20 protein-coding genes and 1 riboswitch are annotated in these 19,640 nt (G+C 67.6%); of the genes, 13 read left to right on the top strand and 7 right to left on the bottom strand.

The annotated features are described in order from the left end of the window. Positions 1-4: 4 nt before the first annotated feature. The gene (locus CK498_RS26170) at positions 5-154 is read right to left on the bottom strand and encodes a hypothetical protein (RefSeq protein WP_176475773.1); all 150 of its coding nucleotides are present in this window, start codon (positions 152-154) and stop codon (positions 5-7) included. 167 nt (positions 155-321) lie between these two features. Here CK498_RS26170 and CK498_RS10835 point away from each other — a divergent pair, with 167 nt between their 5' ends. Further along, complete coding sequence (locus tag CK498_RS10835) at positions 322-1,992, top strand: bifunctional metallophosphatase/5'-nucleotidase (protein ID WP_095620889.1); 1,671 nt, start codon at positions 322-324, stop codon at positions 1,990-1,992. A gap of 93 nt (positions 1,993-2,085) precedes the next feature. Here CK498_RS10835 and CK498_RS10830 read toward each other — a convergent pair whose 3' ends face one another. Then, positions 2,086-2,883, bottom strand: a complete 798-nt coding sequence (locus CK498_RS10830) for an inositol monophosphatase family protein (protein WP_095620888.1) — start codon at positions 2,881-2,883, stop codon at positions 2,086-2,088. Between the two features lie 44 nt (positions 2,884-2,927). Beyond that, a complete protein-coding gene (locus tag CK498_RS10825; protein WP_095620887.1) occupies positions 2,928-4,175 on the bottom strand; it encodes a glycosyltransferase in 1,248 nt (415 codons plus the stop codon). Between the two features lie 147 nt (positions 4,176-4,322). On the opposite strand from CK498_RS10825, the gene CK498_RS10820 reads away from it, so the two are divergent. After that, the gene (locus CK498_RS10820) at positions 4,323-5,015 is read left to right on the top strand and encodes a glutathione S-transferase family protein (protein ID WP_095620886.1); all 693 of its coding nucleotides are present in this window, start codon (positions 4,323-4,325) and stop codon (positions 5,013-5,015) included. Here CK498_RS10820 and CK498_RS10815 read toward each other — a convergent pair. The 3 genes from CK498_RS10815 to CK498_RS10805 form a co-directional block, all read right to left on the bottom strand. Then, a complete protein-coding gene (locus CK498_RS10815; RefSeq protein WP_095620885.1) occupies positions 5,012-6,151 on the bottom strand; it encodes a cation diffusion facilitator family transporter in 1,140 nt (379 codons plus the stop codon). The genes CK498_RS10820 and CK498_RS10815 overlap by 4 nt on opposite strands. Positions 6,152-6,262: 111 nt before the next feature. Further along, a complete protein-coding gene (locus CK498_RS10810; protein ID WP_095620884.1) occupies positions 6,263-7,291 on the bottom strand; it encodes an alpha/beta hydrolase in 1,029 nt (342 codons plus the stop codon). Next, the gene (locus tag CK498_RS10805; RefSeq protein ID WP_095620883.1) at positions 7,291-8,373 is read right to left on the bottom strand and encodes a PA0069 family radical SAM protein; all 1,083 of its coding nucleotides are present in this window, start codon (positions 8,371-8,373) and stop codon (positions 7,291-7,293) included. Before CK498_RS10805 ends, CK498_RS10810 begins: the two co-directional genes overlap by 1 nt. A 128-nt stretch (positions 8,374-8,501) precedes the next feature. Between CK498_RS10805 and cobT the strand changes: the two genes are divergently transcribed. Both cobT and cbiB read left to right on the top strand, forming a co-directional pair. Beyond that, complete coding sequence (gene cobT, locus CK498_RS10800; RefSeq protein ID WP_095620882.1) at positions 8,502-9,548, top strand: nicotinate-nucleotide--dimethylbenzimidazole phosphoribosyltransferase; 1,047 nt, start codon at positions 8,502-8,504, stop codon at positions 9,546-9,548. A gap of 11 nt (positions 9,549-9,559) precedes the next feature. After that, the gene (cbiB, locus tag CK498_RS10795; protein ID WP_095620881.1) at positions 9,560-10,570 is read left to right on the top strand and encodes an adenosylcobinamide-phosphate synthase CbiB; all 1,011 of its coding nucleotides are present in this window, start codon (positions 9,560-9,562) and stop codon (positions 10,568-10,570) included. A 22-nt stretch (positions 10,571-10,592) separates the two neighbouring features. Here cbiB and CK498_RS10790 read toward each other — a convergent pair whose 3' ends face one another. Beyond that, positions 10,593-11,057, bottom strand: coding sequence for a hypothetical protein (locus tag CK498_RS10790; protein WP_095620880.1), 465 nt, complete (start codon positions 11,055-11,057; stop codon positions 10,593-10,595). A gap of 156 nt (positions 11,058-11,213) precedes the next feature. On the opposite strand from CK498_RS10790, the gene cobD reads away from it, so the two are divergent. The 9 genes from cobD (at position 11,214) to CK498_RS10745 (ending at position 19,619) form a co-directional block, all read left to right on the top strand. Continuing rightward, positions 11,214-12,329, top strand: a complete 1,116-nt coding sequence (gene cobD / locus CK498_RS10785; RefSeq protein WP_095621302.1) for a threonine-phosphate decarboxylase CobD — start codon at positions 11,214-11,216, stop codon at positions 12,327-12,329. After that, positions 12,326-12,862 carry a bifunctional adenosylcobinamide kinase/adenosylcobinamide-phosphate guanylyltransferase gene (locus tag CK498_RS10780; protein ID WP_095620879.1) on the top strand — a complete coding sequence of 179 codons (537 nt, stop codon included), beginning with the start codon at positions 12,326-12,328 and terminating at the stop codon, positions 12,860-12,862. Before cobD ends, CK498_RS10780 begins: the two co-directional genes overlap by 4 nt. Then, a complete protein-coding gene (locus tag CK498_RS10775; RefSeq protein WP_095620878.1) occupies positions 12,859-13,614 on the top strand; it encodes an adenosylcobinamide-GDP ribazoletransferase in 756 nt (251 codons plus the stop codon). The genes CK498_RS10780 and CK498_RS10775 overlap by 4 nt, the downstream gene beginning before the upstream one ends. Continuing rightward, positions 13,566-14,216, top strand: coding sequence for a histidine phosphatase family protein (locus CK498_RS10770; RefSeq protein WP_095620877.1), 651 nt, complete (start codon positions 13,566-13,568; stop codon positions 14,214-14,216). Before CK498_RS10775 ends, CK498_RS10770 begins: the two co-directional genes overlap by 49 nt. After that, positions 14,171-14,587: a bifunctional adenosylcobinamide kinase/adenosylcobinamide-phosphate guanylyltransferase gene (locus tag CK498_RS10765; RefSeq protein ID WP_095620876.1), complete on the top strand. Its 417-nt coding sequence runs from the start codon at positions 14,171-14,173 to the stop codon at positions 14,585-14,587. Before CK498_RS10770 ends, CK498_RS10765 begins: the two co-directional genes overlap by 46 nt. 207 nt (positions 14,588-14,794) lie before the next feature. Further along, positions 14,795-15,031, top strand: a riboswitch (cobalamin riboswitch). Between the two features lie 51 nt (positions 15,032-15,082). Further along, positions 15,083-16,942 carry a TonB-dependent receptor domain-containing protein gene (locus CK498_RS10760; RefSeq protein ID WP_095620875.1) on the top strand — a complete coding sequence of 620 codons (1,860 nt, stop codon included), beginning with the start codon at positions 15,083-15,085 and terminating at the stop codon, positions 16,940-16,942. Positions 16,943-16,988: 46 nt separating this feature from the next. Beyond that, entirely contained in the window at positions 16,989-17,858 is an 870-nt protein-coding gene (locus CK498_RS10755) for a cobalamin-binding protein (RefSeq protein WP_095621301.1), read from the top strand. Then, on the top strand, positions 17,845-18,852 hold the full coding sequence (locus CK498_RS10750) for a FecCD family ABC transporter permease (RefSeq protein ID WP_407645843.1): 1,008 nt from the start codon (positions 17,845-17,847) through the stop codon (positions 18,850-18,852). Before CK498_RS10755 ends, CK498_RS10750 begins: the two co-directional genes overlap by 14 nt. Beyond that, positions 18,852-19,619: an ABC transporter ATP-binding protein gene (locus tag CK498_RS10745; protein WP_095620874.1), complete on the top strand. Its 768-nt coding sequence runs from the start codon at positions 18,852-18,854 to the stop codon at positions 19,617-19,619. Before CK498_RS10750 ends, CK498_RS10745 begins: the two co-directional genes overlap by 1 nt. Positions 19,620-19,640 lie beyond the last annotated feature (21 nt).

Genomic DNA, 19,640 nt, shown 5'->3' with positions numbered 1-19,640 from the left:
CGTGCTATTCGTCGCGTCCGCGGCGGCGCTGCTGGCGCCGCCGGGCGGCCTCGCGGTCACGCCGGCGCTGCCTGGACAGGGCGTTGCCATTGGCCAGTTGCACCAGACTTTCGATCTCGTCGTCGCTGAGCGGAGGGCGTTCGTTATTGGCCATATCGGCCTCCTGGGTCGCGCTTTGCTTCATCTTGAGCGTCCAGCCTAAGGCCACGGCATGACAGTGAGATGTCGGCTCTCCCAGGGGTGAGTGCTAATATAGGCAGAGATGGGAGACAGCTCATCATGCCCGGGGAACGTGCCTCATCAACGAAAGGAGTCGTCACGATGCGAAATAGACAAGGGCGTCTGGTGGTAGGCCTTGCGGGCCTGCTGGTTGCGGGCCTGCTGGTTGCGGGGCTGGTGAGTGCCGATCCCGCCGATGAGCGCTATACCCTCACGCTATTCCATACCAATGATCTGCATGGCCGCACCGACGCCTATCCGCAGCTGGTCACCACGCTCGACAAGGCGCGCGATCGCTACGGCGACGGCCTGCTGCTGGACGCCGGCGACATCTTCTCCGGTACGCTCTACTTCACCGAGTTCCATGGCCAGGACGCCGTCGAGTTCATGAACCTGATGGGCTACGACGCCTTCGTACCCGGTAACCATGAGTTCGATCTAGGCGACCCTGAGGAGGGGCATCTGGCGCTGGCGGCCTTCTTCGAGGCCGCCGAGTTCCCGATCGTCGCCGCCAACATGGACTTTTCCGCGTCACCCGAGTTCGAGGCGCTGCTCGGCGAGTCGCTGGTCGAGGCACCCGAGGGCGGCACGATCCATGATGGCATCGTGGTCGAGCATCAAGGTGAGCGCATCGGCATCTTCGGCCTCACTACCCAAGACACGCCGAATATCTCGAGCCCTGGTGACGTGAGCTTCAGCGACTACCGCGAGGTCGCCGAGGCGATGGTCGAGCGCTTCGAAGCCGAAGGCATCGACAAGATCATCGCTTTGACCCACCTCGGCTATGACAGTGATCCCAGCGTCGGCAATGACCTGCTGCTGGCCCAGCAGGTCGAAGGTATCGATATCATCATCGGCGGGCATAGCCATACCCGGCTCGATCCGCCGACCCTGGTCACCGAGAACCAGCGCGGCGAGACCATGGCACCAACGGTGATCGGCCAGGCCGGCGAGTACGGTGAATATCTCGGTGTGATGGAGGTGATCTTCGACGGCGACGGCATGGTGGTGGATGTCAGCGGCGAGCTGCTGGCGGTGGAGAACAGCGACCCCGACCCCCAAGCCGCCGAGCTGTTGGCGCCCTACACGGCGGCCATCGAGTCCCTGCGCGACGAGACGGTAGGCGTGACGCTGACGGAGACCCTGGCCAATCCCCGCCATGGTGATGGCGATGAACGGAGCGTGCGTGCCAACGAGACGGCGCTGGGCAACTTGATCGCCGATGGCCAGCTGGCTGCCGCCCGGCGGGTGGAAGCCGACACGCTGATGGCGCTGCAGAACGGCGGCGGCATCCGTGAGCCGCTGCCGGCAGGCGACGTCACCGTCGGCGATCTCATCACCGTGCAGCCGTTCGGCAACCGCCTGACGCTGGTCGAGCTAAGCGGTGCCGAGTTGATCGAGACGTTCGAGATCGCCCTGGCCGATGCGCCAGGCGAGAATGGCGGCTTCCTGCACGTCTCCGACGGTACCCGACTCACCTACGACAGCCGGGAAGCGCCGGGTGAGCGGGTCGTGACCCTGGAGGTCGAGGTCGACGGCTCGCTGGATGCCATCGCACCCGACCAGCGCTATATCGTCGCTACCAACAATTTCACCGCCGCCGGGGGTGACAGCCATCACGTGTTGGGAGCGGCCTACGACGATGGCCGAGGCACCATCGTCGGCACCACCGACTGGGAAATGCTGCGCGACCATCTGCTCGAACTCGACGAGGTAAGCCATGTGCCGCAAGGGCGCATCGTCGACCTGGCGACCGAGGACGACGGTGAATAGGTGGTGGCTACTGGTCGCGGTAGTGGCGATCTCGGGCCTGGGTGCGGTGTACTGGTAATCTGCCGAAGTGGGGCAGCATGCCAGTCGCCGTACTCAGCTGGTCAGACACTCGGCCAAGGGCCCATGCCGGTCAGGGTGGGCAACCAGCAGGCTGTGCCACTCGCGTGGCGCCGAGTTGCCACTTAGATCGGTAACCTTGCAGCCCGCTTCGCGGGCGATGACGATGCCGGCGGCAATATCCCACCACTCCAGTTCGGCACCTTGGGACCAGAAGGCATCGAAACGTCCGAGTGCTACATAGGCGACTTCCAGCGCGGCCGAGCCTGGACTGCGAATCCCAGATACCTGCGGCATGAGTTGGGCTAGCTGGCGGCAACTGAGTTGGCAATCGCCCTTGCCGTGGTAGGGCAGGCAGGTGCCGACCAGCATTTCGTTGAGCGGCCTGGCTGGGGGAAGGCGCAGGCGCTGATCACCCAGGAAAGCGCCCCGACCGTGAACGGCCCACAGCATTTCATCGAGCAGCGGCTGGTAGACCACTCCCATCAGCAGTTCGGCGCCACGTTCCACGGCAATGGAGACCGAGAAGTGGGGCACCTTGTGCAGGAAATTGTTGGTGCCGTCCAGCGGATCGATGACCACGCGAAGGTCGCTATCGCCAGCGGCGGTGATGCCGCTCTCTTCGCCAAGGAAGCCCACCTCGGGATGAATCAGACGGATCGTGTCGATGATCGCCTGCTCCGCCGCCCGATCATAATGGCTGACGAAGTCCGAGGCCCCCTTGCTGTCGAACTCGATGGTGCCGGCAGCGTGGTAGCCCTCCCGCAGGATATCGCCGGCCGCTCTGGCTGCGCGCTGCAGGGTGTCGCTCAGCGCTTCAAGGTTATCGGTCATTTACTTACGCTCCATGGGTTTAGTGGTCGTACCCTGGACTCAGCCTAGTCCTCTACTCGGGATGTCAGCGGCGCCAGCGGCGGTGGTGCGCCTACCGATGCGGCAGGCAGTTCTGCAACGGCATTCGGCTGAGGGCCCTGCTTGGCACACAGCCGTGCATAGAGCGCGGCCAGTTCGATGCCCTTGGCGTCCTCGTGCCAGCCTGTCGCATAGTGCTTGGCACGGCGGGCGAGCTCGCTGCGCAGCGTCTCGTCGCCGAGCAGCCGGCTCACCTTGGCGGCGAAGTCGTCGAGCTCCTCGTTGGCAATCAGGCAACCCTCGCCTTCTATCAATACGTCGCGGGTGCCCATCATGGCGGTGGAGACCACTGGCGTGCCTAGCGCCAGGGCCTCCAGCAGCACCAGCCCCTGGGTCTCGGTGCGTGACGCGAAGACGAAGACATCGGCGGCGCGATAGGCGGCTTGTAGCTGGCCGTGGCGATCCAGGTAGCCGAGGAAGCGTACGGCGTACTCCATGCCAATCTGCCGCGCGCGGCGGGTCAGCTCGACGCGGGCCGGCCCCTCGCCGGTAATGATCAGACGCGTGTCAGGGTGCTCGGCGAGTATTCGCGGCAGCAGGTCGATCAGGAACGCGATGTTCTTTTCAAAGGCGAGACGCCCGACGAACAGTAATAGGCGGGCGTTGTCCGGGAGCTCGTAACGGGCGCGAAAGTCCTCCTCATCGGCGGGCTGGCTGAAGCGCTCCAGCGCCAGGCCGGTGGGGATCACCGTCACGCGGGTCTTGACGCCATAGCGCTCCAGCGTCTCGCGCATGGCGTGGGAGGGCGCCACCAGCGCCTTGAGCCGCCGGCACTGCCGCACCGAGAGGCGCCTAGCGATAAAGCGCAACCAGCCGCTGGGTACGCCGCGCACGTAGTGGGGCAGGTACTCCTCGAACAGGGTGTGATAGGTCGCAAGCGCCGGGAGACCCAGGCGCTTTGCCAGCGCCGTGCCGGCATAGTGGGCGACGAAGGGCGTGTGGATATGCACCAGATCGAAGCGCTCCACGGCGAGGCTCGGCAGCAGAGCCATCACCTCGCGGTAGCGCATCATGCGGTCCTCGGGAGAGTTTGCCACCCCGCGCGATGAAACGCGCAGCACGTTCGGCTCGTCCACCTGGCCCACCGGGTAGTCCGGGCAGATCAGCGTGACTGAATGGCCGAGCCGTTCCAGCGCGTCGCGGAAGCTGGCGATGGAAGTGGCGACACCGTTGATGCGCGGGAAATAGACGTCGGACAGCATCAGTATCTTCATGGAGAGGACTCGGCATGGCGGCTGATTTCCACCATCCTGTGCGCTCACGGTGACGTCATGGTGACAATGAGGCGTTATGAGGCGGCTGGCCTGGCACTTGCCATGGCAGCTATATTGAAGGGCCCTCCACCCTTCGCAAGGACTGCCATGTACCGCCTGCATATCGCCAACAAGCACTACTCCTCCTGGTCGCTGCGCCCCTGGGTGCTGATGCGCGAGCTGGGCATCGCCTTCGACGAGCAGCTGAGTCCCTTCGAGCCCGACTCCAGCTGGACGCGCTTTCGCGACTTCTCGCCGACTGGCCTGGTGCCATGCCTGGTAGATGACGAGCAGGTGGTGTGGGAGTCGCTGGCCATCGTCGAGTACCTTGCCGAGCGCCATCCAGGGGTGTGGCCGTCGGATGGCGCGGCGCGGGCCTGGGCGCGCAGTGCCAGCGCCGAGATGCATGCCGGTTTTTCGGCGCTGCGCAGTCAGTGCCCAATGAGCTGTGGCGTACGGGTGCGCATGGCGCGCCTCGACGACGCCCTGCTCGGCAATCTGGCGCGTTTGGAGGAGCTATGGCAGCAGGGCCTGGCGCGCTTCGGTGGGCCCTTCCTGGCCGGCGAGGCGTTCAGTGCCGTGGACGCCTTCTTTGCCCCGGTCGCCTTTCGGGTGCAGAGCTTTGGGCTGCCGCTGGGCGAGGCCTCTACCGCCTATGTCGAGCGGCTGCTGGCGCTGCCCGCCATGCAACAGTGGTATGCTGAGGCCCTGGCCGAGCCGTGGATCGACCCACAGCATGAGCAGGAGGTGGAGGCGTGTGGCAGCGTGCTGGCCGACTATCGAACGCCTGAACGAGACTAGGCGCTGGCCAGGCGCTTGACCTCGACCTGGGCGAACCAGTCGATATCCTGTGCCCGCTCGCCCAACTGCTCGATCACTGCCGGACTGGAGAAGGCCGCCTGCTCATCGAGACACACCACCACGGTGACCGCGCCTTCCAGGTAGTGCAGTTCGATATCGCGTATCTCGGGCCATACCTCGAGCGGCTGCCAGCGCTCGGCCAGTGTCGCTTCCACGTCGGGGCGCAGCGGCAGGCCGGGGAAGCGGCTGGGGTCGCCCTCACCGGCGTCGTCTTCCGGATCGATATGGAAGGTGAGGTCGGTCAGCGCGGGGAAGGACCGGCGCAGCCGCCGGCTGACCTCATTGCCGATCTCGTGGCCCTCGGAGACGCTGATCCGCGGTGATACCACTACGTGAAGGTCGAGCATGGTGCGCCCGGCGGAAAGCCGGGTGCGCAGGTCGTGAATACCGGTAACCCCAGGCACGCTCATGGCAACATCGCGCATGGCGTGCTGGGTACTCACCGGCAGGGCGGTGTCGATCAGCTCGCGGCCGGCGTCCCACAGCAAGCTCCAGCCGACCTTGCCCACCAGCAGCCCGACGACCACTGCGGCGAGGGTATCCAGCCAACCGTAACCCCACTGGGTACCGAGCATCGCCACGATGACCACTGCGGTGGAGAATACATCGGAGCGCGAGTGCCAGGCGTTGGCCTCCAGCAGGCGTGACTGGGTGCGTCGCGCCACCCGCATGGTGGCCTGGTAGAGCGCCTCCTTGGCCAGTAGTGTTACCAAGGCGATGCCGACGGCCCAGTAGCCGGGAGGGGGGATCGCGGTATTCGAGAGCAGGCGCTCGACGCTCGACCAGGCGATGGCCCCGGCGACGAAAATCAGCATGCTGCCCAGGAACAGCGTGGCCAGGGTTTCGATGCGGCCGTGACCGTAGGGGTGGTCGTGGTCTGGCCCTTGTTGCCCATAGTGGGTGGCGGCCAGTACGAACCCGTCGGTGATCAGGTCGGAGAAGGAGTGGATGCCGTCGGCGATCAGAGCGGTGGAGCTCACCATCACCCCGACAATTACCTTGATGATACCCACCAGGGCATCGACCCAGATGGCCAGTATCGTGATACTGCGGGTGGCGCGTTGGTCAGCAGTCATGGTCAGGTTACGGTCTGCTCAGGTCGCTCGACGATGCATACTCGTCGTAGTCGTATGATCAATGGCTAAATAGTACCGAATCAGTCCTGTATGAGCAATATCATACTGCGCTCAACACAGCGTCTGGCGCGCCTCGGGCAAAGAGGCCTCCGAACCCGACGGCAGCGGCGCCGAGGGCGCCTTCAACCAGGCGGCGATATCGGCCTCGGTACGCTGGCGTTGGGTATAGCGGGTCAGCATATGGTAGCCGTCCGGGTAGAGCGCCAGGCGCCAGTCCGCCGTAACGTCGGCCGGCAGCCGTTCGAGCAGGGCGCACATCGCCTCCGGGGGGATCACCTGATCGTTGTCGCCGTAGAGCAGCAGGGTAGGGCCGGCGACCTGGGCGGCGCGCTCCAGCGCTAGATCCATGGTGCGGGTCAGGCCGTAGAGCGTATCGACCCGTGCGCGGCGCAGGATACGCGGATCCTCGGCCAGCTTGGCGATGATCTCTGGGTCGTCGGTGGGCTCGATACCCAGCCGCTCGGCGGCGCGCGCCGAGAAGGCCACGTCGGGTATCAACCGCACGCCCAGCCATAGCCCCACGCGCTGGTACCAGGGCATCGCCACCTGGCCCCACACCGCCGGGGCAATCAGTACGCTGCCATCCACCGGCGGTGGGGTATTGCGACTCATGGTGAGCATTACCAGCGCGCCGCCCATGCTCTTGCCGACCAGGTACAGCGGCGTCTCTGGGTGGCGCTCACGCAGCAGCCGGGCGAGCAGGTCGATGTCATCGACCATTCGCTGGTGACCGGGCCACAGCCGGCGCTGGCGGGTAACGCCGAAGCCGCGCTGGTCGAAGGCATAGACCTCGATGTTGTGCTCGGTCAGCGCCTCGGCCAGCACGTCGAAGCTGCCGCCGTGGTCGTTGAAGCCGTGCACCGCCAGTACCACTGCGTCGGGGGCCTCACCGGCCGGTGGCCAGTGCCATAGCGGCAGGCGGTAGCCATCCTCGGCGGTCACGTAGTGTCCATCCAGCTGCGGCGCTTCTCCCCCTGGCCCAGGTGGCTGCAGCGTGGCACCACCGCTGCACCCCGCCAACAGCATCAGCAGGGGCAGCAGCACGGCAAATGGGCAGCGGGATGGCGGATTGCCTGACATCAAAGGAAGAGATCGCCCTGTGCAGTGGGTGGTCTGAATTGGCTGCAATCGAGGCCCTCGTCGATACGTTCGGCCATGCCCAGGCGGCGCCTGGCGTGCTGGAAGCGCTGAGCCAGCAGGTCGGCGAAGACGCCCTCGCCGCGGAAGCGATGCCCGAAGCGGCCGTCGTAGTCCTTGCCGCCGCGGCACTGGCGAATCAGGCTCATCACCTTGGCGGCGCGCTCGGGGTAGTGGGCCTCGAGCCAGGCCTCGAACAGCGGCGCCACCTCGTGGGGCAGGCGCAGCAGCATCCAGCCGGCGGTGCGCGCACCGGCGCGGCAGGCGGCCTCGAGCAGTGATTCTAACTCATGGTCATTGAGGCCGGGAATCATCGGTGAGAGCAGTGCCCCCACCGGCACACCCACGGTGTTGAGCTCGCGAATCACCCGCAGCCGCGCCTGGGGCGAGGCGGTGCGCGGCTCCAGGCTGCGCTTGAGATTGGCATCCAGGCTGGTGAGGCTGACGAAGACCCGCACCAGGCGCTGCTCGGCCATCTCGGCCAGCAGTTCGCTGTCGCGCAGGATCAGCGCGCTCTTGGTCACCAGGGTGACCGGATGGCGGCAGGCCAGCAGCAGTTCCAGCACCCGGCGAGTGGTCTGCCATTCGGCCTCGATGGGCTGGTAGCAGTCGGTATTGCCGGAGAGGTTGATCGGTCGGCATACATAGCCCGGCTTGCACAGCTCCTCCTCGAGGCGCTCCACCAGGCCGCTCTTGGCGATCAGCTTGGTCTCGAAGTCGAGCCCCGGCGAGAGGTCCCAGTAGGCGTGGCTGGGCCGCGCGTAGCAGTAGACGCAGCCGTGCTCGCAACCGCGGTAGGGGTTGATCGAGCGGTCGAAGCCGAGATCCGGCGAGCGATTCCACGACAGCGCCGTCTTGGGATGCTCCTCGCGCACCTCGGTGGCCAGCGTTGCCGGCGCCTCGTCCTGCCACCAGCCGTCGTCCACCGCGTCGCTGTGGGTGGGGGCGAAGCGATTGTGAGGATCATAGGTGGCGCCACGGCCCTTGAGCGGGGCCCGGTAGTCGGCTGAGTGTGAGGCGGGCATCGTTGGCACCTCGCAGGATGTGTGTATGGATATACAGTATAGAGGTGTGGCCCGAGCCTGCAAGGTAACTGCCCCGGCGACTCTGCTACCATTGGCGCCTTCCCAGGACCTGCGGCCAGGAGCGGCACGTGAGCGACGCCTTTTCTTCCCTTCCCGATGTCGATGCCGCCTGCGCTGCGCAGGCGGCGGCACATCTCGATACCCTGACCAAGCCACCCGGCAGCCTGGGGCGGCTGGAGCCGCTGGCGGTGCAGCTGGCCGGCATCCGCGGGGAATCCTTCCCGCGGGTCAGCCCGCCCGGGGTGCTGGTGTTCGCCGCCGACCATGGCATCGCCGCCGAGGGCGTCTCGGCCTTTCCCCAGTCGGTCACGGCACAGATGGTCGCCAACTTCGTCGCCGGCGGGGCGGCGATCAATGTCTTCGCGCGGCAGATCGGCGCGCGGCTCGAGGTGATCGATGTCGGGGTTGCCAGCGTCGTGTCGGGGGCGGGCGTGGTCGACGAGAAGGTTCGTGCCGGCACCGGCAACTTCGCCGTCGAGGATGCCATGACCCGCGGCGAGGCCATGCAGGCTATCGGCGTGGGGCAGCGCGCCGCCGAGCGCGCCGTGGAGGCCGGCTGCCGCTGCCTGATCGTCGGCGAGATGGGCATCGCCAACACCTCCGCCAGCAGTGCGCTGCTGGCGGTTCTGACCGGGCGGCCGGTCGCCGAACTGGTGGGGCGCGGCACCGGCATCGATGACGCCGGCCTGGTGCGCAAGCGGGCCGTGATCGAGGCGGCCATTGCCGCGCGGGCGCCGGATGCCGACGACCCCCTCGGCGTGCTGGCTAGCCTCGGTGGCCTGGAGATCGCCGCCATCGCCGGGGCCTTCATGGAGGGCGCGGCGCGGCGGGTACCGCTGTTGGTGGATGGCTTTATCGCGACGGTGGCGGCGCTGCTGGCGTGTCGGTTGGCGCCTGAGCTGCGCGACTACCTGATCTTCGCCCACCGCTCACATGAAGCGGGGCACGGTGAGGCGCTGGCGGCCCTGGAGGCCAGCCCGCTGCTCGACCTCGAGCTGCGCCTCGGCGAGGGCAGCGGCGCGGCGCTGGCCTTTGCACTGCTGGAGGCGGCCTGTCGCATGCTCAGCGAGATGGCCACCTTCGAGACCGCCGGCATCAGCGCCGGCCCAGCGTAAGAGGCTCGCGCATGTCGCAATGGCTGCTGTCCGGCGCGCTCGCCGTGCCCTTGACCCTCGCCGGCCTGGGCCTGCTGCTGGCGGCGATCATTCTCGATCTGCTTGCGGGGGACCCGCGGCGCCTGCCGCATCCGGTGGTAGGTATCGGGCGTGCCATCGCCTGGCTGGAGGCGCGCTGGAACCACGGCCCGGCTGCATCGCGCCGCCGCCGGGGGGCGTTGATGACCGCGCTGGTGGTAGTGGGCGCCTATGCCGTCGGTTGGGCGCTGCTCACCCTGCTGGGGTGGCTGCACCCCTGGCTTGGCTGGGCTGCTGAGCTATGGCTGCTGTGGAGCTGCCTGGCGATCAAGGGCCTAGCCGACGCCGGGCGCGCGGTGGCAGTACCGCTTGCCGAGGGGGACCTGCCCGCGGCGCGCCGGGCACTGGGCATGATCGTCGGTCGCGACACCCAGGCGCTTGATGAGAGCGAAATCGCCCGCGGCGCCGTCGAGACCGTCGCCGAGAACAGCGTCGATGGCATTACCGCGCCGCTGTTCTGGGCACTGATCGGCGGTGCACCGCTGGCGCTGGCGTACAAGGCGGTGAACACCCTCGACTCCATGGTCGGCTATCGCAACGCCCGCTATCGCGACTTCGGCTGGGCCTCGGCGCGGCTCGATGACCTGGCCAACTGGCCGGCGGCGCGGCTCACCGCCTTGGCGATCTGGCTGTCGAGCGGGTGGCTGCCTGGTGAGTGGCAACGGCGCGGGGCGCTGGCGGCCACGTGGCGCGAGGCACCGCGGCACCCCAGCCCCAACGCCGGCTGGCCGGAGGCGATGGTGGCCAACCTGCTCGGCGTGCAGCTGGGTGGTGTCAATTACTACGCCGGCGAGGTATCGCATCGCGCAACCCTGGGCAGCCCGCACCGGCCGCTGTGCGCGGCGGATATCGGCGCTGCGATACGCTTGATGCACGGTGGTTGGGTGGTGAGCCTGCTGCTGCTGGTCATGGCGCTACTGATACTGCGAAGTGTCGTACCGTGAGCCAGTTCAGCGTAAAGCGTTATCAGTAGGCGTCGAGTCGCTGCAGGTCCCTGACGATGTGGCGCACTTCGGCTTCATGACCGTCAGCCAGTGATTGAAAAAAGGCTAGCTCTCGGGCCCCGGCGGCTCGCTCCGCCCGGTGGGTGTAGAGATCCTGAAAGGTGCGGTGCGCGGTCAGGGCGGTGGACATCACGTTCTGTATCTCGCTGCCGCCAATTCGCTCTGGCAAGCGCTCGACAACCGGCGGATGGGGAAAGTCCGTAGGGTCGTCGAACCAGGTCTCTAGCACAGCTCGATGGTCGCCATTCTCGGTTGCATAGCGGGTCAGCTCGGTGTGCTGTTTATCTTCACGCTGTGCGAGATACTCGAGCGCCATGCGTTCACGCTCGCTTTCGGAGATAGCCGCCAGCTGACGATACTGCTCAGCCATACGGGCATGAAAATTCGCTGCCCAGGACACCAATTCCCTGACTTGATGGAAGCGCATGGCGGATTCTCCCGCAGCAAGAGGCAGCACTCGAATAGTGGCCGTTACTTACACCCTAGCCGAAATAGGGCGGTTCGCCTTGACCGTTATCAGGTCGGCAGGCAATGTCCTGCTGCTCATGGTAGCGTCGCTGCTGTTGCAGGGAGATTCATGAACATGACCGATGCGACAGGCCGTGGTGCCTGGCCGCTACACGGTGGCCAGCCAGGCGCCTTTACAGCCCTGGCCCAGCGCCACGGCTGGCCCGGCGACCGACCGCTGATTGACCTCAGCGCCAATATCAACCCGCTGGGTCCGCCGGCCTGGCTGGAGGCGCAGCTGCGCGCGACCCTGCCGGCCCTGGCGCGCTACCCGGATCCCGACTACCGCCAGGCCCGCCAGGCCATCGCCGAGCGTGAAGGGCTGGCCCCGGCCCAGGTGCTGCTGACCAACGGCGGCGCTGAAGCGATCTTTCTCGCCGCTGCGCTGCACGCCGGCCAGCGCGGAGTGATCGTCGAGCCGACCTTCGGCGAGTACGCCCGGGCCTGCCGCCACTACGGTGTCGGCATCCAGCGCCTGGCCTTGATGGCGCAGGACTTCTCCCTCGATCAGGTCGCCGCCGAGGCGGCCATGGCCGAGGCCGACGTGATGTGGCTGTGCCGGCCCAACAATCCGAGCGGCACCCTGGTGCCGCGGGCGCAGATCGAGGCGCTGCTGCACGCCGGGTTGAGCCACGGCTGCCAGCTGGTCGTCGACGAAGCCTTCGTCGACTTTACGGCAGAGGACGAGTGCCTGACGCCGCTGCTGGCCGAGTATCCCAACCTGCTGCTGCTGCGCTCGTTGACCAAGTACTACGCCCTGCCCGGGCTACGCCTGGGCTATCTGCTCGGTAGTGCCGACAGCGTGGCGCGCGCCGCCGGGTGTCAGCTGCCGTGGAGCGTCAATGCCCTGGCCGCCGACCTGGTGGCACCGCTACTGGAAGACCATGACTACCAGCGCCAGACTCGGGCCTGGCTCGGCTCAGAGCGTGAGCGAATGCAGGCGGGCGTGGCGAGTCTGGGCTTCGAGGCGCCGTTGACCGAGGCCAATTTCCTGCTGCTGCGCGATCCCCGCGCCGCGCCTGGCCCCGGTAGCGCCGACCCGCTGTTCGCCCACCTGCTCGCTCACGGCCTGCTGGCCCGGCACACCCATAACTTTGCTGGCCTCGACGGCGGCTGGCTGCGCGTGGCGCTGGGTGAGCGCGACGCCAATTGCCAACTGCTGGAGGCGCTCGCCGCCTGGAGGCCATCATGATTGCCTTCGTCAGCGGCGGCGCCCGTTCAGGCAAGAGCGCCTACGGCGAAGCGCTGGTGCGCCGCTGGCAGCAGCAGCGCGGCGGGGCGCGCTACTACCTGGCCACCGCCAGCGCGGACGATGGCGAGATGGCGGCGCGCATCGCCCGGCATCGCGCCGAGCGCGGCAGCGGCTGGATCACGCGAGAGGCGCCGTTGGCGCTGAACACCGCCCTGGCCGAGGTCGAGGCCGGCAGCGTGGTGCTGCTCGACTGCCTGACGCTGTGGGCCAGCCGGGTGCTGTTCGACAGCTCCCTTGACCAAGTCGCAGCCACGGCGCTGCTGGAGGGCACCCTGGCACAAGCCCGGGCGCGGGAGATCGACCTGGTCGTGGTCTCCAACGACCTCAATGAGGGCATGCCGCCGGACGATGAACTCAGCTGGCGCTATCTGGCGCTGCTGCAGGCCGCGCACTGCCAGCTGGCGGCGGAGGCCGACGTGGTGATCCAGGTGATCGCCGGCCTGCCCCAGGCCTGGAAGGGGAGCCTGCCATGAAGCCAGCGTTCTACGGGCTGCTGCTGGCACTGCAGTTCCTGACCCGGGTGCCGATCCCGGTCGCCTGCCCCTGGACGCTTGCCACCAGCCGCTGGGCGGTGCGCTGCTACCCGCTGGTGGGCATGCTGCTGGGCGCCTTGATGGCGGCGGCGGGGCAGCTCTTTGCGGGGCTGCCGGCGCCGCTGCTGACGCTGCTGCTGCTCAGCCTGTGGGTGGCGCTGTCCGGGGGGCTGCACCTGGACGGGCTGATGGACGTGGCCGATGCCCTGGGCAGCAATACGCCGCTGGAGAAGCGCTGGGCGATCATGAAGGACCCCCATGTCGGCAGCTTCGCGATCATTGCGCTGCTGTTCCAGCTGGCGTGGAAGGGCGCGCTGCTGTGGGCCTGGCTGGAGGCCGGCATTAGCCTGCTATGGCTGGTGGCGGTGCTGGGGCTGGGGCGGTTGGCGGCGGTGGCGCTGCTGGTACAGGTGCCGGCGGCCCGTAAAGAGGGGCTGGCGTGGTCCTGGCAGCAGCATCTCGGGCATCGCGACCTGCTGCTCTCGATGCTGCCGCTGGCGCTGCTGTGGTGGCTGACGCCCGGCTGGGTGCTCGCGCTGGGGGCGCTGCTGTTCTTTCTATTGTCATACGGCGCGCTGATCATACGCGCTTTCAAGGGCATCAATGGCGATATCGTCGGTGCCGCCATCGAGGGAGGAGAACTATGGCTGCTGCTGGTCGTTTGGCTATCACTGTCGTCCGTCACGGGCTGACGGCCTGGAATATCGAGCGTCGCTACCAGGGTCAGCGCGACATTCCGCTGCTGCTGCCGGATGCCGTGCCGGGCCTCGACCGCCTGCGCGATGACCTGCGCCGCTATCAGGCCGAGCAGCCGTTCAATGCGATCTACTCCAGCGACCTGATTCGCTGCCGCCAAACCCTGGCCCATGTGCTGGAGGGGCGCGAGGGGGATACTGCGCTCCACGTCGAGCCGCGGCTGCGCGAGATGGACTTTGGCGCCTACGAGGGCAAGTGCTACGAGGAGCTCAAGGACCTGCCGGCCTATCGTGCCTGGATCGACAGCCAGGGCGAGCAGGCACCGCCCGAGGGGGAGTCGGCTGCCGCGCTGCGCGCGCGGCTCGATGCCTGGTTCGATGACCTGCTCGAGGCCGCCGAGGCGCACGCCTGGCAGCGTCTGCTGGTGGTGACCCACGGCGGGGTGATCCGCGAGCTGCGGCGCCGCTTCGAGGCCATCGACTTCTGGGACGGCAGCGTCGCCCAGGCCGAAGGGCGGCGGTTCATGTTCGACAAGCAGGGAGGGGCGTGGCAATGCAGCTGGTCATCGGCGGTGCCTGCGCCGGCAAGCGCGCGCTAGTCCGGGGCTGGTACCCACAGGCGCGCTGGCATCTGCTGGGTGCCGCGGACGGCATACTGCCGGCTCCGGGAGAGCGGCTGGTGGTGAGCGGCTGGGCGGCCTGGATCGAGGCGGCGGTCGAGCGTGGGGCAGATGACGATGACACCCTGCGCCTGGCGCTGGCCGAGCGCCTCGACGTTCTGTTGGCCGCCGAGGCCGAGCGGGCCGCCCAGGTGGTACTGATCGTCGAGGAGATGGGCCGCGGCATCGTGCCGATGGGGGCTGCGCGGCGCCGCCTGCGCGATCTCAACGGCTGGCTGGCCCAGGACGCCGCGGTACGCTGCGAACGGGTCTGGTATGTGCGCCACGGGCTCTATCGGAGGTTGAGTTAGTCCAAGGCAACGACAATAAACCCGCAGCGAGGAACGCCGGGGGCAGGGCGAAGAGGAGGTTTGCGCCATGGATGGCGCAAGGTAGCGCCCAGGGAAGGGTTTACAGCGCCTCCTCGTAGGCCTGCCGACGGATCAGTTCCGAGCGGTGTTGCTATCTGCATTATTGACGCTAATCCCTACGAATTGACCTTTACCAAGCGCATTGCTAGCTTACCGCCACTCTCAGGTGCTGGCGGTGAGCTCACGGCCAGTTAAACGGGAAGTCGGTGCGCGAGTCCTATCCATCGTTTTTCGCCACTCCGACGCTGCCCCCGCAACGGTGATCGAGTCAACGTCCGTCGATATGCCACTGTGCCCGCTTGGGCATGGGAAGGCGACGGTCGAGAAGGCCCACAGTGGCCTTCGCTCGTCAGCCCGGAGACCGGCCCGAGAGCCTCGTGCAAGCCTAAAGAACATCACGCCGTGCGGGTGAGCACGGCGAGCAAGGGACTCTCCATGAACGCTCTACTCTCTTCCCGTGGCCTGGGGGCTTTCGCCCTGGCCGCGCTGCCGCTGGCCGTCCAGGCCCAGAGTTCGCCAGCATCACAGGCTGATGATGCCAGCGACCCGCAGCAGCTCAACCCGATGGTGGTCACCGCCGCGCTGGCGCCGCGTACCGCGGACGAGAGCCTGACCTCGGTGACGGTGCTCGACGAGGCCACGCTGCGCCGCCAGGATCCCACCAGCGTGACCGATCTGCTGCGCGGCCAGCCTGGCGTCGACGTTACCTCCAGCGGCAGTTTCGGCAAGAACAGCAGCGTTTATCTACGCGGCACCGGCAACGAATCGACACTGCTGATGATCGATGGCATTCGCCTGCGCTCGGCCACCGCCGGTGGTGCGGCCTGGCAGTTCCTGGACCCACGCATGTTCCAGCGCGCCGAAATCGTACGCGGCCCGCGCGGTAGCCTCTATGGTGCCGACGCGGTGGGCGGCGTGGTGCAGCTGTTCACCCACGACGCCGAGGAGGGCGGCCCGCACCCGCGCATCTCGGCGGGTGGTGGCTCCTTCAACACCCAGCGCTACAGTGCCGGCTTCACCGGCAGTGAGGGCGGCACCCGCTACAGCTTCGCCGGCAGTCATTTCAGTACCGACGGCACGCCGGTGCGCCGCGGAGGTGAGGACAAGGGCTATGACAATACGACGGCGCTGGCGCGGATGTCGCATACCTTCGACGATGGGAGCGAGGTCGGCGTGCTGGCGCTGCGCGCCCGCGGCAACACGGAGTTCGATCGCTTCGGGGCACCGTCCGATACGGACTTCGCCCAACAGGTCGCTGGCATCTATGGCGAAATCCCGTTCACCGACACCTGGCGTAGCCGTCTCACAGTGAGTGAATCTCGCGATGAGCAGGATACGACCTATACCACCGGCACCAGCATTTTCGACACGCGTAGCCGGGCGGCTCGCTGGGACAATACCCTGGATTTCGGCCCCCATCAGCTGGTGATAGGCTCCGAGTACATGCATGATGCCATCGAGGCGACCGACGACTTCGTCGAGGAGAGCCGCGACAATGTCGCTGTGTATGCCCAGGCGCTGCTCGACTTGAGCCCCTTCTCGGTCCAGGCGAGTTTGCGTCACGATGACAACGAAGCCTTTGGCCGGGAGCTGACCGGGGGCCTCGCACTTGGGGTCGAGCTCGATACTCACCATACGCTCCGTGCCAGTTACGGCACCGCCTTCCGCGCGCCCACGTTCAATGATCTCTACTACCGGGACGAGTGGGGCAGCGAGGGCAATCCGAACGTCAATGCCGAGACTTCACGTACCTTCGAGCTGGGGGCCAGAGGCCAGTATCGCAGCGGCTTCTGGGATCTGGCCGTTTATCAGAGCGATATCGATGACCTCATTGCCTGGACGCCCGACCCCGCCGCCCCGTTCCGCTGGACCCCCATGAATGTCAACGAGGCCCGTATTCGAGGTGTCGAGCTCGCGACCGGTATCGAGCTCCAGCACTGGACCTTGCAGACGGCCCTGACCTGGATCGATCCGGAAAATCGCAGTGGTGCCAATGCGGGGAATCGTATCCAGCGTCGCGCCAGCCAGAGCGCGCGTTTCGACGTGGATCGCGAGCTGGGTGATTGGTCGCTGGGCGGCTCCTGGATCGTTCAGGGGTATCGCTACAATGATGCCGAGAACGAAGATCGCATCGGTGGCTTCGGGCTGGTCAACCTGCGCGCCGGCTGGCAGTTCGCCCCGCTGTGGTCGGCTCGCCTGACGGTGGAGAACGCCCTGGACAAGGAGTACGAAACTTCCCGTGACTACCTCAACGCCGGTCGTGCGGCCTTCGTCAGTGTTCACTTCGGCCAGTAGCGGCCGGTTCGGCGGGGCCCTTGGCCTCGCTGCTGCTGCCGGTGCCTTGCTGGCGCTGGTTCTGTCGGGGCTGGGCGCTGGTGAGGCGCGGGCCGATTCGCGGTGTGCCATCGACGACCGCGACCGCGAGGTGTGCCTTGAGGCACCGGCAACCCGCATTGCCACGCTCTCCCCCGGCGCCACCGAGCTGGTCTATGCCGCCGGGGCGGGGGGGAAGGTGGTCGCGGTGGTCGCCTACAGCGACTACCCCCCGGAGGCCCGGCAAGTGACCTCGGTGGGCAGCCATACCCGGGTCGATCTCGAGGCCCTGGTCTCGCTGCAGCCGGACCTGGTGATCGGCTGGATCACCGGCAACCCCGCCGAACAGCTCGAGACCATCGAGGCGTTGGGTGTGCCGGTGTTCTATATCGAGCCGCGCAGCATCGACAGCGTGGCCACGACCATCGAGCGCCTGGCGCGGCTGGCGGGCAGCGAAGCGGAGGGTAACGACGTCGCCGCGGAGTTTCGCGCCGGGATGGACGCGCTGGCCGATGAGTACGCCGCTGCCGAGCCGGTGGCGACCTTCTATCAGGTCTGGGACGAGCCGCTGATGAGCGTCAACGATGAGCACCTGATCGGCGAGGTGGTACGGCTATGCGGCGGGGTCAATGTGTTCGGCGAGCTATCGCGGCTGGTGCCGCGCATCGACGACGAAGCGGTGCTGGCCGCCGACCCGGAGGCGATCGTTGCCGGCGGCATGGGCGAGGAGAACCGCCACTGGTTGACCCACTGGCAGCAGTATCCCGGCCTGACGGCGGTGGCGCGTGACAACCTGTTCTTCGTGCCGCCGTCGCTGATTCAGCGGCCCACGCCGCGCTTGCTGGAGGGCAGCCGCATCCTCTGCGAGAAGCTCGAGGTGGCGCGTGGCCGCCGCTGAGCTGGGCGCTCGGCCGCTGCTGGCGGGCCGCGGCATATGGCTGCCGCTGGCGGTACTGGCGCTGGCTGGCTGCGCCGCGCTGGGGCTATCGCTTGCCGTGGGCAGCGCCAGCGTATCGCCAGAGGCGCTGTGGGCGGTGCTGCGCGGCGAGGGTGACGCCCTGTCGCGCACGCTGGTTCTCGAGCTGCGCCTGCCGCGCTCTCTATCCGCTTTCGCGGTGGGCGGGCTGCTCGCCGTGGCCGGCGCCCTGATGCAGGTGCTGCTGCGTAACCCGCTGGCCGACCCCTACGTGCTGGGGCTCTCCGGCGGCGCCTCGGTAGGGGCGCTGGCGGCGATGCTGGCGGGGCTGGGCGGGGCAGTGATCACCGGCTCGGCGTTTGCCGGGGCCTTTCTGTCGACACTGCTGGTCTTCGGCCTGGCCCACGGCACCGGCAGCTGGACACCGTCGCGGCTGCTGCTCACCGGGGTGGTGGTCGCCGCCGGCTGGGGCGCGGTGATCACCCTGATGCTGGCGCTGAGCCCGGCGGAGCGGTTGCCGGGCATGCTCTACTGGCTGATGGGCGATCTCTCCTATTCGCGTACCCCCTGGCCGCCGCTGGCGCTGCTATTGATCATCTGCCTGCTGCTGATGCCGCTGGGCCGCAGCCTCAACGTGATGGCGCGGGGGCCGCTGCAGGCAGCGGCGCTGGGCGTCAACGTGCGCCCGCTGGAGTGGACGATCTATCTTGTCGCCAGCGCCCTGACCGCCATGGCAGTGACCACTGCCGGCAGCATCGGCTTCGTCGGCCTGGTGGTGCCGCATATGCTGCGCCTGCTGCTGGGCAACGACCAGCGCCTGATCCTGCCAGCCTGCGCCCTGGCCGGCGGCACGCTACTGGTGCTCGCCGACACCCTGGCGCGCACCATGATCGCCCCGGAGCAGCTGCCGGTGGGCGTGATCACCGCGCTGCTCGGCGTGCCGACCTTCCTCTACCTGCTCTACCGGAGCCGCTGATGAACCGCCTGGGGCTGGGTGATCTGGTCATCGACGTGCCCGGCCGCGACGATGGTCGCGCGCTGTCGCTTGGCGTCGAGCCGGGCCAGGTGTGGGGCGTGCTGGGTCCCAACGGCGTGGGCAAGACGACCCTGCTGCACACCCTGGCCGGGTTGCGCGCGCCGCGTGCCGGCCAGGTACTGCTCGACGGCCAAGCCCTGGCCACGCTGGGTCGCCGCCAGGTGGCGCGGGCCCTGGGGCTGGTGTTTCAGGATCGCCAGGATGGTTTTCCCGCCACGGTGCGCGAAACCGCGCTGATCGGCCGCCACCCGTGGCTGTCGGCTTGGCAGATGGAGGGCGGCGAGGATCTGCGCCTGGCCGAGACAGCGCTGGCGCGACTCGACGTCGACCACCTCGCCGAGCGCCTGGTGAGCACGCTCTCCGGCGGCGAGCGGCAGCGCCTGGCGATTGCCACCGTGCTGACCCAAACGCCGCAGATCTGGCTCGCCGACGAGCCGACCAACCATCTCGACCTCCACCACCAGACCGCGGTGATGGCGCTGCTCGCCGAGCAGGCCGCCGAGGGGCGCGCGGTAATGATGTGCCTGCACGACCTCAACCTGGCGGCGCGATGGTGCGACCACCTGCTGCTGCTGTATCCCGACGGCGAGGCGTGCTGGGGCCCGCGCGACGCCATGCTGGAGACCAGCGCCCTGGAGCGACTCTACGGCCAGCGCCTGGCCACCGCCGAGGTCGACGGTGCGCCGGTTTTCGTTCCCGTGAGGTAGCCCCGAGTGGGCGTGTCGGTG

Source organism: Halomonas salipaludis (genome assembly GCF_002286975.1).
Classification (GTDB): Bacteria; Pseudomonadota; Gammaproteobacteria; order Pseudomonadales; family Halomonadaceae; genus Franzmannia; species Franzmannia salipaludis.
The sequence above is the reverse complement of the archived record's forward strand: the minus strand, read 5'-3'. Positions and strand labels throughout refer to the sequence as shown.

Bases quoted from the DNA above. Each gene is read 5' to 3' on its own strand.
- CK498_RS26170 (WP_176475773.1), bottom strand. From the start codon at position 154: ATGGCCAATAACGAACGCCCTCCGCTCAGCGACGACGAGATCGAAAGT.
- CK498_RS10835 (WP_095620889.1), top strand. From the start codon at position 322: ATGCGAAATAGACAAGGGCGTCTGGTGGTAGGCCTTGCGGGCCTGCTG.
- CK498_RS10830 (WP_095620888.1), bottom strand. From the start codon at position 2,883: ATGACCGATAACCTTGAAGCGCTGAGCGACACCCTGCAGCGCGCAGCC.
- CK498_RS10825 (WP_095620887.1), bottom strand. From the start codon at position 4,175: ATGAAGATACTGATGCTGTCCGACGTCTATTTCCCGCGCATCAACGGT.
- CK498_RS10820 (WP_095620886.1), top strand. From the start codon at position 4,323: ATGTACCGCCTGCATATCGCCAACAAGCACTACTCCTCCTGGTCGCTG.
- CK498_RS10815 (WP_095620885.1), bottom strand. From the start codon at position 6,151: ATGACTGCTGACCAACGCGCCACCCGCAGTATCACGATACTGGCCATC.
- CK498_RS10810 (WP_095620884.1), bottom strand. From the start codon at position 7,291: ATGTCAGGCAATCCGCCATCCCGCTGCCCATTTGCCGTGCTGCTGCCC.
- CK498_RS10805 (WP_095620883.1), bottom strand. From the start codon at position 8,373: ATGCCCGCCTCACACTCAGCCGACTACCGGGCCCCGCTCAAGGGCCGT.
- cbiB (WP_095620881.1), top strand. From the start codon at position 9,560: ATGTCGCAATGGCTGCTGTCCGGCGCGCTCGCCGTGCCCTTGACCCTC.
- CK498_RS10790 (WP_095620880.1), bottom strand. From the start codon at position 11,057: ATGCGCTTCCATCAAGTCAGGGAATTGGTGTCCTGGGCAGCGAATTTT.
- cobD (WP_095621302.1), top strand. From the start codon at position 11,214: ATGACCGATGCGACAGGCCGTGGTGCCTGGCCGCTACACGGTGGCCAG.
- CK498_RS10780 (WP_095620879.1), top strand. From the start codon at position 12,326: ATGATTGCCTTCGTCAGCGGCGGCGCCCGTTCAGGCAAGAGCGCCTAC.
- CK498_RS10775 (WP_095620878.1), top strand. From the start codon at position 12,859: ATGAAGCCAGCGTTCTACGGGCTGCTGCTGGCACTGCAGTTCCTGACC.
- CK498_RS10770 (WP_095620877.1), top strand. From the start codon at position 13,566: ATGGCTGCTGCTGGTCGTTTGGCTATCACTGTCGTCCGTCACGGGCTG.
- CK498_RS10765 (WP_095620876.1), top strand. From the start codon at position 14,171: ATGCAGCTGGTCATCGGCGGTGCCTGCGCCGGCAAGCGCGCGCTAGTC.
- CK498_RS10760 (WP_095620875.1), top strand. From the start codon at position 15,083: ATGAACGCTCTACTCTCTTCCCGTGGCCTGGGGGCTTTCGCCCTGGCC.
- CK498_RS10745 (WP_095620874.1), top strand. From the start codon at position 18,852: ATGAACCGCCTGGGGCTGGGTGATCTGGTCATCGACGTGCCCGGCCGC.